The organism is Desulfuromonas sp. (assembly GCA_002869615.1).
Lineage (GTDB): Bacteria > Desulfobacterota > Desulfuromonadia > Desulfuromonadales > UBA2294 > BM707.
In genome coordinates this window covers 122886-134860 of record PKUH01000108.1, presented here as the reverse complement: position 1 = coordinate 134860, position 11975 = coordinate 122886, and the positions used below count along the sequence as shown (strand labels likewise).

Sequence of the window (11975 nt, the reverse complement as noted above, 5' to 3'; positions counted from 1 at the left end):
GCTGATTCCGGTGTGCTCGGTCAAAAGAGTCAGTTTGATGTCACTGCTGAGTTAGCGGCCGGCCAGAGCGAGGCCGAGATTCTCACCGCTTCGGCATTTTTCCCGGGGGAGTCGCTCACGGTGGAAACGTTCAGCGGTAAGTTTTCCCTTTCGAAACAATTCGCCACCGGGTTGCAATCCCGACTCAGTCTGCAGGGAGATCGGACCGAGGGGGGGAGCAGTGATTTCCTCTCTGATCAACTTGATCCTGCTTACCAGGCCAATATGGTCCTTGACCTGACCCAGCCGCTGCTTAAGGATTTTGGTTGGAATGCCAACCTTGCCGGAATCAATGCGGCGCAGATTCGAAAAAAACAGGCCGCACTTTCTTATCTGGGGCGCGCAGTACAGCTTGTCGCTGAAATCGAGGCGGCCTACCTGGAATTGGCGAAGGCGCAGGAGGAATACCGGCACTACACCCTGGCCCGTGATCTGGCGCAAGAACTGCTCGATGGTAACGAATTAAAACTTGATGCCGGCCTGATCCCTGTGACCGAGGTGAACGAGGCCCGTTCAGCACTGGCTGGACGGGAAGAAAGCATGCTGCTGGCTCAGCAAGGGGTTTTGCTTGCCCACAACTCACTGATTGATTTATTGCATGAACCCGAAATCTCTCAAAGTGAAGATTTGCAAGTCGAATTTCCGAAACTGGATAATAGTGTCTTTCCTGAACTTGAGGAGGCCCTCAGTCAGGGGCTGAATAAACGTCCCGATCTTCTCCAGATGCGACTCGAAACCGACATTCGCCAGATCGAACTTGATTATGCCGACAACCAGCTCTGGCCACGGCTCGACCTTGAGGGGAGTTATGCCTTGAATGGTCTGGCCGGTGATGATCAGGGTGCCGGAAGTGTTTATGCCGGTGATTGGAATGATGCCCTGAGCGGAGCGTTCGACCGGGATGGCACCCAGTGGTATGCCGGACTCAGGCTGACCATGCCTTTGCAGAATCGCGCTGCGCGAGCTGCCTATGACAGCTCCAGGGTAAGCAAAAGGCAGACGCTCTACCAGTTACAACGACGTGAAATTGCCACCGAGACGGCAATTCGGTCGGCCCATGCGACAACCGAGCTGGGAGCGAAAAGATATGAAGTTGCAAAACGTTACGCCGCACTGGCTGAAGAGACACTAGAGCAGGAAAATCAACGGTTGGATGAAGGGCTCTCCGATACTTTTCGGGTCCTCAGCTTTCAAAATGCTCTGATCACCGCACGAATTCGTGAGATCTCGGCGAAGGTTGATTATTACAAGGCGCTTAGTACCCTTTTTGCGGCGATGGGAACCAATCTTGAACGTTATGAAATTGTCGCGGCATTGCCGCGTATAGGAGCAGAATAATGACCACTGTTATGCGTAATGTTGTTGCGGCAAGTGTCCTTGTGGCGCTAATTCTCGGCGGTTGCGATTCAAATTCGGAATCATCCGTTCCGACAACAGAAAAACCCCGGGAAAAATCTGTTCCGGTGCATGTCCAGACTGTAACAAAAAATGATCTGGATGAGCGCTTCAGTTTACCCGGTTCTCTTGAGGCGATGGTCGATCTGTCTCTGGCCGCCGAAATTGCCGGCCCGGTCGACTGGATTGGCCCAACGGAAGGAAGCCGTCTGGTCAAAGACGAAGTCATCCTGACCATCGATTCGGTCAGCCAGAAAGCCAATCTCGAACGGGCGCTGGTCGATGCCGAAATGCAACAGGCCAACATGCGGCGCCTTGAAAATCTGGTCGCTAAAAATCTGGTCAGTCGCCGCGAGTACGATAACAGTGTGACCGCTTACGAAACGGCGCGTCAGAATCTCAAGCTGGCCCGTATTGCCCTCAACAAGAGCTCGGTGCGCGCGCCGATAGCAGGCGTGCTTGACAAACGCTTCGTCGAACGCGGCGAATATGTCAAGGTCGGCGATCCGGTTGCGGTGATTGTCCAGGTCGATCGTCTCAAGGTTCTGGTTGATGTGCCGGAGAAGGATGTCCGCTCGCTGCATGTCGGTGAAGTGGTTGATGTTCTGCAGACCCAGATTGATACCGGCGAGACGATCAAGCGGATCGGCAAACTGGTTCATCTCGCCTACAATGCTGACCCGGTCACAAGAACCTACTTGGCCAAGTTCGAAGTTGATAACCATGACCGCCAGTTAAGGCCGGGGATGATCGTGCGTATTGAGGCTTTACGGCGTACCCTCAAAGACGCCATCGCCGTCCCGCTCTATGCTCTCATTGACAATGACGGCCGCAAAGTCGTTTTCGTCGAAGAGCAGGGCAGGGCGCAGATGCGACCTGTTGAAATCGGGCGGGTCGTCAGAGATCAGGTCGTCGTTCAGAGCGGTCTTGAGGCTGGTGAGAATCTGATCATCAAAGGGCATCAGTTGCTGAGTGACGGCATGCCGGTCATCGTCAAGGGGGATTGATATGCTGATCTCCAATGTCGCCATTCGTCAGCGCAGCACCGTGTTTGCCCTGATGCTGATAATCATCGTCGTCGGTATCTACAGCTACATGGTGTTGCCCCGCGAATCAACTCCCGACATCACGATCCCTTACGTTCTGGTGGTGACTCCTTATGAAGGAGTCTCGTCGAGTGATATCGAATCGCTGATCACCAACCCGATTGAACGTAAATTGCGCGGCCTGAAGAATGTCGAAGAGATCCGCTCGGTCAGTGCCGAGGGTTCCTCGATGATCACCGTTGAATTTATTCCTGATGTCGAAATTGATGATGCCATCCAGTGGGTCCGCGACAAGGTCGATCAATCCAAGGGCGACCTGCCGAATGATCTCGAGAACGATCCGCAGATACTGGAGGTCAATCTTTCCGAGTTTCCGGTGATGATGGTCGCGGTTTCGGGCAACGTTCCCGAGACCGTGCTCAAGGGGACGGCCGAGGAACTCGAGGAACATATCGAGGAAGTCCCGGGCGTGCTCGATGTCGTGCTGACCGGTGGCCGCGAGCACCAGGTCCGGGTCGAGATTGACCCCGACCGTCTTGCCGCGTACCGCATCTCCTTCAACGAGGTTGTGGCCGCAGTCGCCCGCGAGAATGTCAATATTCCGGGCGGCAGTATTGATATCGGGAAAGGCAAGTACCTGCTGCGGATTCCGGGCGAATTTACCGATCCGGCGCAGATCGATAACCTCGTCATGGTCGTGCGTGATGGCAAACCTGTTTATTACAAGGACCTTGCTACGGCCGAGTTTACCTTTGAAGACGCGACCAGTTACGCTCGGCTTGATGGTAAACCGAGTGTGAGCCTGGCGGTCAAAAAACGGACCGGCGAAAATATTATCGAGATGACCGACCGGATTTTTACCCTGATTGAATATGCCAAGCCGATGCTCCCCGAAGGGATTGAGCTTTCGGTGACACTGAACCAGTCGAAAGATATCCGGCGGATGGTCTCCGAGCTGGAGAATAATATTCTGACCGGCCTGATTCTGGTCGTGTCAGTTCTCTTTCTATTCCTCGGATTGCGCAACTCGCTGTTCGTGGCTCTCGCCATCCCGTTTTCGATGCTGATATCGTTAGTGATTATCCAGGCCCTTGGTATGACCCTTAATATGGTTGTGCTGTTCAGCCTGATTCTCGCCTTGGGGATGCTGGTCGACAACGCCATCGTTATTGTCGAAAATATCTATCGGCACATGCAGGAGGGCTTAAGCCGGGTAGAGGCCGCAAAAACCGCAGCCCATGAAGTCGGGTGGCCGATTATAAGTTCGACCATCACCACCCTGTGCGCGTTTTTCCCGATGATATTCTGGCCCGGGATCATGGGCGAATTCATGAAGTATCTGCCGATGACCCTGATCATCACCCTGACCTCGTCACTGTTCGTAGCCCTGGTGATCAACCCGACGGTCTGCTCGGTGTTCATGAAGGTCAAAAGAGACGAAGTCGAGCCCGACGTGGAGCGCACCAGGGTCGTAAGGATGTACCGCAGATCACTCGATTGGGCCTTGACCCATCAAGGTGCAACCATAGGTTTCTCAATCTTGTTTTTATTCTTAGTCCTGGCGGTTTATGGCGGAATGGTCGGCGCTAAAGTGCTCGGGGTCGAGCTGTTCCCTGATACCGAACCGAACCGGGCGTTTGTTGAAGTCAAGGCACCGGAGGGGACCAGCCTCGACACCACTGACGGCTACGTGCGGCAGATCGAGAAGGTCGTTTCAACGGAACAGGATGCCAGGTATGTGATCGCCGAGGTCGGCGTGGCCCCGAGTGGTGAATCGGGCGCCGGAAACGGCAAACCTTCGCATATTGGCAAGGTGTCGCTGGAGTTCGTTGATCGCGAAGCCCGTAACGAGTCTTCAGATAAGGTTCTGCAGCGGGTCCGCGAAGGCCTCGGCGGGTTTTCCGGTGCCGAGATCAAGGTTGAAAAGGAAAAGAATGGACCGCCGACCGGACCTCCGGTCAGCATCGAGGTCAGCGGTGATCAGGTTATTGTCCTCGAGAGCCTGGTCGCGAACGTGCGTGAGCGGATCAAAGGGATTGCCGGTTTGGTTGATCTGAAAGACGACTTTTCGCGGGCCAAACCGGAAATCCGGGTGCTGGTTGATCGGGAAAAAGCGACCCTGTTGGGACTCTCGACGGCCGATATCTCGCAGTTGGTTAAAGCGGCGATCAGCGGCAGCAAGATGGGTGTTTACCGTAAAGGAAAGGATGAGTACGATATCATCGTGCGCCTTCCTGAAAGTCGGCGGAAAAATATCTCGGATATTGAAAGCCTGCTGATTCCGACCAATACCGGCGCGCCGGTCCCGTTGACCACGGTCGCCAAACTCGAACTCGGATCCGGCTTCGGTTCGATCCGGCATATTGACCAGAAACGGGTTGTTACAATTTCCGGGAACACCTCCGGCCGTAACAGTAACGAGGTCCTGGCTGAAGTTCAGACTCTGTTGGCCGATCTCGATATCCCTGCCGGTTATCGCATTAATTATTCTGGTGAGCAGGAAGAACAGCAGAAAGCGATGGCTTTTCTCGGCAAGGCGTTTCTGGTGGCCCTGTTCCTGATCGTTCTGGTTCTGATCACCCAGTTCAACTCGGTGTCACAGACCTTTATTGTCATGACCAGTGTCGTGTTGTCACTTTCCGGTGTTTTTCTCGGGCTTGTTCTGACCCTGACCAACTTTGGCATTATCATGACCGGAATAGGGGTGATTTCGTTGGCGGGAGTGGTTGTGAATAATGCGATTGTGCTGATTGATTATATTAATCAACTGCGCCGTAGCGGCATGGGGCTCCATGAGTCGCTGGTCCGGGCCGGGCTGGTCCGTTTCCGCCCGGTCACGCTCACCGCGATGACCACCATTCTCGGATTGCTGCCGATGGCCGTCGGCGTGAGCTTCGATTTCGGAAGTTTTTCCTGGGTGATCGGTGGTGAGTCGGCACAGTGGTGGGGCCCGATGGCGGTGGCGGTGATTTTCGGCCTGGCGGTTGCGACCATGCTGACGCTGATTGTCGTGCCGGTTCTGTATGCCCTGTTTGCGCGACTCAAGGACCGGATGGGTGAGCGATTTGGCGTCAATACACAAGTCTAATTAATAATTGTCGCGCAGAGGGCGCTGAGGGCGCTGAGGGAAAATCACAAAATAGATGTTTTTTGGTTATAACCCACAACCAAGACCTTGAATTGCCTTTCTCTGCGACCCCGAGTGAGTGGTGCGAACGGGCGTGAGACGTCTTTCGGTTTGGAAGATGAATAAGGGGTCGAGTTTACAGATTTAACGGATGGATCATCAAACCTTTGATATTTACCTGAAGAGGCCGGCAAATTGCCGGCCTCTTTGTTCTCTGGTTACTTTAATTGTTACCAGGTCTCACGATCGTGGCAACTCGGGTTACATGAATTCGAAGAGTCAGTCCAGTTCGTGTCTGTAATTCTTGTCGATCCTCCACCAATAGTTGCTCCAGCGGAATCTAGCCATTGAGCGGGATTGGCCAGATTGGTGAAGTGGGTAATTGCAAGTTTTGTCGTATTGTGGCAGCTGGTACAGGTAATATTGACACCATCCGGATTGCCGAGGTGGTATGTGTGAGATTTGTCGTCCGGGTTGGTGTAACTGTTATCTTCACCTCCAACAGTGTCTCTTTGATGGCAACTGGTGCACTGGGTATTGACGTTCAACGTACCGGTTAACCAGTTCGGGGTAGTTAAGCCGCCGTGGCAATTCACACCAGAACAAGTAGCGCCTGAATAACTTGCTGCCCCATGACTGTTCGAATTGAAACTTGCCAGCAGATTGACGTCGGCCGGGTAGTTTGGCGTTGTCTGGTCAGATCGATCATAGTGGCTCAATTCTCCGGTTCCGCCGCCGTCATGACAGGCTGAACAATCCAGGGTTGTTGCAGTGAAACCATCATGTTCGTTGTGTGCTCCTTGTCTGTCGGGTCGGTCTCCAAATGCCGTTGAAGATGTGCCTGGCGGTTCAGAGTGACAAGAGACACAGTTAGCGAGAACCGGATTGTTGTTTCCATTGTTGACGTGGCAATCATTGCAAGCCGGGTTCTGTCCGCCGCCTGCTAATGTATGACAGGGGACACAGGTTGAATCTACACTGGCAACGTGACCCGAAGGCAGCAGCCAATCCTGACCCGTAGGGTGAGGTGCTCCGACGCCGTAGGCTCCGAGGGCGACTGTGAGACCTGAATCCGGAAGTGTGTAGTCCCCGTTGCCGGGATGACACCCGGCACTGTCACATCCACCAGTGCCCTCGTTGTAGGCTGTGTCAGAATTCATATTGATCTTACCGTCCCAGTGGTCACCGATGGTATCGGTTGCCTTGTTGAATAACGCGTAATTTGCATTATTGGAAAGTACTCCACCAGTGGCCGATTCTTTGACTCCGTGACAGGTTGCACAGACATTATGAGGGGTAATGTCTGCGACCGTAGGCCCTGGGTCAGTAATGGTTGAATGATTTGTTGTGCCGGCAGTGGTGGGCGGTAAATCATGACAGGCGGTGCAGTCGAGGGTGAAGTTTGTCATTTCGGCATGGCAATAGGAGCAAAGGGTTGGGGTTATGGCACTTCCTGAAAATCCTGCGCCGTGGCAGAGGGTACAGGCCTGCTGAATGTTCCCTGCTGAATAGTGATAGCGATCGTTGCTCGGCCCTGCCCAGGTATCAGGATGGGCCAAATTTGTCGAATGACATGCCGCGGCTTCACAGCCCGTGCCTTCGGCACTGTCGATGCCGACATTGAAACGCGGGTTGCTTCCCGGACCACCATTCGGATTGTCGGAATGGCAGGATTGGCACAATGTCAGGTCGCTCTTTGCCAACGGCCCATGATTGTTTTCGTCGAGGAAACTGCCGTCGAGTTTGTGCGGAACGGGGCCAGAGGCGTGGCAGGAGATGCCGTTATATGACGCCGAATAGCAGCTTGGGGCTCCCGGAGTCCCTCTGAGGTCGAGACTGTGACAAATGCCGCACTCTGCTATGAAATTATCGATTCCATATTGAATGTTTCCGGGATGTGCTGTGAGCCACCCGTCCGGATGGGCGGCAAAGACCGCGTTGGTATTCTCATCGGAACAGGCCCCGATGAAAAGAGTCGTAAACGCTAGCAAGATCAATATTATGTTCTTCATAACTTCTTCCTTTTAATCAGTTAACCGTGGCAGGGTGCGCAGGTTTGGGCTGTCTTCGGATTGCCGTGGCAGCGGAAACAGCTGGTCGGGTTTATTCGGCCTTCAATCCTGTGACGACTGAGAAAGTCGCCGCGATGCGGCATTTGGCGTAAGACCTCGTCAGGTGATCTGGTTGAAGGTTTTAATTCAACCCGGACGCCGTGGCAGTCGTTGCAGTAGCTCTGTTGATGGCACATCGCACAGACCTGTTCATTCTGGTAAGCAGCCAATCTGTGATTATCGCCCCAACTGATGGTGTGGGTGAATCGGGCATAATTGATATTGCCGTCGCTGGCGTCATGGCAATCGGTGCAGACCGGTCGAGTCGCATCAAGTTCTTCTGGATGCTCAGCCGGGAGTTTGTAGGCGGCAACGCAAGCAGCCAGGGATATGGCTGCCAGGGCAAGCGGGATGAATGTTAGCGATTTTATTTTTGCAGGCATAACGGGAGCTCCTGTTTAGTTGGCGGTATAGTTATAGACAAGTGACGCAAATCCACGGATATCACTATTAAAGTATGGATTACTTTCGTAATCGGCATAGATCTTCAACGTGATTCTTTTGGATAATTTTCGCGAAGCGGCAACAGAGGCAAATAAGGAACTGTCTTCGCCAAATATCGGCTGATCATAAAGTGCATAAAGAAGATCGAGGCTCAGTTGATCGACGATTTTGTTTCCTCCCATCCGGGTTGTGATATATCCCCTGGCAATCATCATGTCGTTTCGCCCGTTTTCTCCTTCACTGATGCCGAACTCGCCACCAAGGCTGGATGAATCGCCGCTCCAGTCGGCCAGTACTGCGAGGTAATTTGAAGATTCTTTCAGGTCGTAATCGTTGCGGGACAACTTGATGCCAAAGTTAAGAGCTGCGGAGGCGTTTCTGGTGAATTCCAGTCCGTAGTTCGATAGTTCTTCAGAGGCGAGAGCAAGGATTCTGAACGGGTTGGCGTTGTTGGCATCGGTACCGAAATAGTCTTTAAATGTGAAAAGATGATAGAATGCACGGATTTGGTCTGTCTCCAGAGTATAGGCCGCATCGAATGAATGTTCGGCAAAATCTTCGGTGACCAGGTTGTAACTGCTCAGTCCGCTGAAGAAAAACCTGTCCATGGAAAAACCGTAATCAATGCCGGCCATTTCTTCGGCGTCGTTGCTGTCGTTTTCAATTAACTTGTATGAAACTCCAAGGTCAAGGTTGTTCCGTCTTATGCTCAAGCGACCACCATAAATGGAGTCGCCATCTCTGCCATTTGTATCGACAAGAGATACCGGTTGTCCGGCGTATAACGACAACTTCAGAGAAGAGGGAAGGGCTGTATCAAGATAAATTCCATCAATAGATTCACTGGCGACCCCGGCGAAAACAGCCTGACGACCTAATCGTGTCATGAAGCCATTTTTGCCAGAACGATATTCCAGGTAGCCATAAAGAAGTTCTCCCTCCGTTTGGTCGCTGAAGTAATCATTGTCAGTCAGGTCGGCCCGGCCCCAGCCATTGGCATGAAAGGTCAGCATGGTTTCATCTGGCTTTCCGAAATCGAGTTGCATATATTCGTAAACCGGAATAATCAGGGCATCTTTCTCACTTGCCGTATCTCGCTCCAGGAGTCTGATCATCGATTCTGAACGAAGGGAGATGTTTTCAGCAAGAACCTGGCTGGAAAGAGATAATGACAGGCACAAGGATACAAGTGGCACAACCACAAGTGCCAATCCAATTTTTTTAAGCATGGGATAATTCCTCCACTTGAAACATTTTGTCTTGTATACGTGGCAGTTGCATATACAGTTATGAATATATTGCACCTTCGCATGGAAAAACAACGAAAAATCAATTACTTTTAACTCATTAATGTACTGCAACTGTTCGCCGACGTGAATACTCAAGACACCGATCCTTAAATCTGACGGGATCTGTTCTGATTTATTTTGAAAGAGATAAACAGAGATGTGCAGAGAAATTGCAGGGAATCCTGCGAGGCAGCAAAACATTTCAACGCATAGAGGTGCAGCATGTCTTCTCTTTGAAAAGACAACTACTCTTATATAACCTGTTGTAAATGTAGCTGGTTTTAAATTAGAGTTTGTGTGAACTGCTATTGGTTGTCTGTCGCTCATTAAACAAAGAAGAGAGTTTGCAGGTTGCCGGTAACTCTATACTGTATATTGATTGCTTACTCTTAACTCAATTGCCGAGGACTGATTCACCATGCCCGATTTTAAATTTTCTATTCCTTATTCGGTTCGGATCGCAGATATCAACTACGGCGGTCATGTCTCAAATGCTGCAGTTATGAATTTCTTTCATGATGCACGTATTGCATATCTTGATCACTTCGAGTGCAGTGAAATGGATATTGGCGGCGTCGGTGTCATCATGCCGGAGGCGCATGTTCGTTACCACAAGGAGATGTTCCTTGGTGATCGCCTGCAAATCGGCGTACGCATCGACAGTATGCGCAAGTCTTCATTTTTAATGCTGTACCAGATCTGTCGCGATGAAGAAATTTGTGTTGAGGGGTCGACAAACATAGTCGCTTTCGATTACGATAAGAGGAAAACGTCAAGGATTCCGGCGCAGTTTCGTCGACGGACGGCCGATTTTGAGGAACGCCCGGATTGGGTTTTGTAACCCCGGAGTATTGTAATGAGTGAATTCAGAACCTGTACCAGTTGTGGTTATAGCCGTGGCTTCCATATCTATTTTAAACCGTTCAAGGATGAGCACCGTCTGGCATTGATCTGTCCGGAGTGCGGCCAGTCTTATGATTTCGGTTTGACAATCAAGGGACTAAAGCAGCGCCCACACCGTGGGGCGACCTTCGATAACGGCTGATTAAGAATATCGTACAAGAACAACCCCGCCAGGTTTCGCGGGGTTTTTTTATATTCATTATGCGATTCGGTGCCTTGATATCGCAGACTCTTTGCTCTGGCCGTTTCTGGCACAGAATGTATAATGCTGTGCAACACCAAGAACACAAGGAAGTGCAAATGCGGTTTTAACGGAGAGACGCTGAGGCGCAGAGATCGCAGAAAAGAGCAGGGGCTAAGGATGTTTTTGTTTTAAACCCAAGAACTCCCGAAGTCGATTTTCCTCTGAGACCTCTGTGTACTCGAGTGAGCACTAGCGAACGGGTGAGATACGCTTTTAATAATCCCGTACAGAATACGCTGGGGCGCAAAGAAAAACGAAGCAAGAGGCAAACGTAAAAGGCGTGTTATCTACTCTCGTTCTCCGTCTCACCGTTAAGACATACTTTGCTTTATTCAGGAGGTTTATTTGAAAATTCTGATCACCGGCGCCGCTGGTTTTATCGGGTTCCATGTCAGTCAGTATCTTCTTAATCGTGGCGATCAGGTTGTCGGCATCGACAACCTCAATGACTACTATGATGTCAGTTTAAAACAGGCGCGGCTTGATCAGCTCTTGCCCAGGGATCATTTCCGCTTTTTGAAAATCGACCTGGCGGATCGTAAAGCCATCGAGACGCTGTTTGTCGATGAAGGTTTCGACAAGGTCGTTCATCTCGGTGCCCAGGCCGGTGTCCGCTATTCCCTGGTCAATCCGCATGCCTACATTGATGCCAATATTACCGGTACAATGAATATCCTTGAAGGGTGCCGGCACAACAAGGTTAACCATCTGGTTTTCGCCTCGTCTTCTTCAGTCTATGGTGCCAATACAACCATGCCGTTTTCAGTTCATCATAATGTTGACCACCCGGTTTCACTCTATGCTGCCAGCAAGAAGGCGAATGAGTTGATGGCGCACACCTACGCGCATCTTTATGCCTTGCCCTGTACCGGATTGAGGTTCTTTACCGTCTACGGTCCCTGGGGCCGTCCCGATATGGCTATGTTCCTTTTTACCAGGGCAATCCTTGACGGCAAGCCGATCGATGTTTTCAATCATGGAAAGATGCGGCGCGACTTTACCTATGTCGACGATATCGTTGAGGGTATTGTTCGAGTTCTTGACAACACGGCTCAAGCCAATCCTGACTGGACGGGGGCTGACCCGGACCCCGGGACCAGTGCGGCACCTTATAAAATCTATAATATCGGCAACAACAACCCGGTCGAGCTGATGAAGCTGATAGAGGTGCTCGAAGATGCACTCGGCAAAAAAGCTGAAAAGAACTTCATGCCGATCCAGCCGGGCGATGTTCCGGCGACCTGGGCTGATGTTGACGATCTGGTGAATGATGTTGGTTTTAAACCTGACACACCGATCGAAGAGGGAGTGCGGCGGTTCGTTGAGTGGTATCGGGGATATTATGAGTTGTAAGCTATGAGTTATGAGTTGTAAGCT

10 protein-coding genes are annotated in these 11975 nt (G+C 51.5%); 7 read left to right on the top strand and 3 right to left on the bottom strand.

Annotated elements, in window-relative coordinates; genetic code table 11:
* Window positions 1-12 precede the first annotated feature (12 nt).
* From C0623_12695 to C0623_12685, 3 genes are read left to right on the top strand one after another with little or no spacing between them, the layout of a single operon-like run.
* Window positions 13-1377, top strand: coding sequence for a hypothetical protein (locus tag C0623_12695; protein ID PLX98526.1), 1365 nt, complete (start codon window positions 13-15; stop codon window positions 1375-1377).
* On the top strand, window positions 1377-2441 hold the full coding sequence (locus C0623_12690; protein ID PLX98525.1) for a hypothetical protein: 1065 nt from the start codon (window positions 1377-1379) through the stop codon (window positions 2439-2441). Before C0623_12695 ends, C0623_12690 begins: the two co-directional genes overlap by 1 nt.
* Before the next feature lies 1 nt (window position 2442).
* Complete coding sequence (locus C0623_12685; GenBank protein PLX98524.1) at window positions 2443-5568, top strand: AcrB/AcrD/AcrF family protein; 3126 nt, start codon at window positions 2443-2445, stop codon at window positions 5566-5568.
* Between the two features lie 754 nt (window positions 5569-6322).
* Here the strand turns inward: C0623_12685 and C0623_12680 are convergent.
* Window positions 6323-6523, bottom strand: a complete 201-nt coding sequence (locus C0623_12680) for a hypothetical protein (GenBank protein PLX98523.1) — start codon at window positions 6521-6523, stop codon at window positions 6323-6325.
* Between the two features lie 652 nt (window positions 6524-7175).
* Here C0623_12680 and C0623_12675 point away from each other — a divergent pair.
* Window positions 7176-7397 carry a hypothetical protein gene (locus C0623_12675; protein PLX98522.1) on the top strand — a complete coding sequence of 74 codons (222 nt, stop codon included), beginning with the start codon at window positions 7176-7178 and terminating at the stop codon, window positions 7395-7397.
* A gap of 242 nt (window positions 7398-7639) precedes the next feature.
* On the opposite strand, the gene C0623_12670 is transcribed toward C0623_12675, so the two are convergent.
* Both C0623_12670 and C0623_12665 read right to left on the bottom strand, forming a co-directional pair.
* Window positions 7640-8101: a cytochrome C gene (locus tag C0623_12670; GenBank protein ID PLX98521.1), complete on the bottom strand. Its 462-nt coding sequence runs from the start codon at window positions 8099-8101 to the stop codon at window positions 7640-7642.
* Between the two features lie 15 nt (window positions 8102-8116).
* On the bottom strand, window positions 8117-9391 hold the full coding sequence (locus C0623_12665; protein PLX98520.1) for a hypothetical protein: 1275 nt from the start codon (window positions 9389-9391) through the stop codon (window positions 8117-8119).
* 478 nt (window positions 9392-9869) lie between these two features.
* Here C0623_12665 and C0623_12660 point away from each other — a divergent pair, with 478 nt between their 5' ends.
* The 3 genes from C0623_12660 to C0623_12650 all read left to right on the top strand — a co-directional run bounded on the left by C0623_12660 (window position 9870) and on the right by C0623_12650 (window position 11951).
* The gene (locus C0623_12660; GenBank protein ID PLX98519.1) at window positions 9870-10292 is read left to right on the top strand and encodes a thioesterase; all 423 of its coding nucleotides are present in this window, start codon (window positions 9870-9872) and stop codon (window positions 10290-10292) included.
* 15 nt (window positions 10293-10307) lie between these two features.
* The gene (locus C0623_12655) at window positions 10308-10496 is read left to right on the top strand and encodes a hypothetical protein (protein ID PLX98518.1); all 189 of its coding nucleotides are present in this window, start codon (window positions 10308-10310) and stop codon (window positions 10494-10496) included.
* Window positions 10497-10943: 447 nt separating this feature from the next.
* The gene (locus C0623_12650; protein PLX98517.1) at window positions 10944-11951 is read left to right on the top strand and encodes a capsular biosynthesis protein CpsI; all 1008 of its coding nucleotides are present in this window, start codon (window positions 10944-10946) and stop codon (window positions 11949-11951) included.
* Window positions 11952-11975 lie beyond the last annotated feature (24 nt).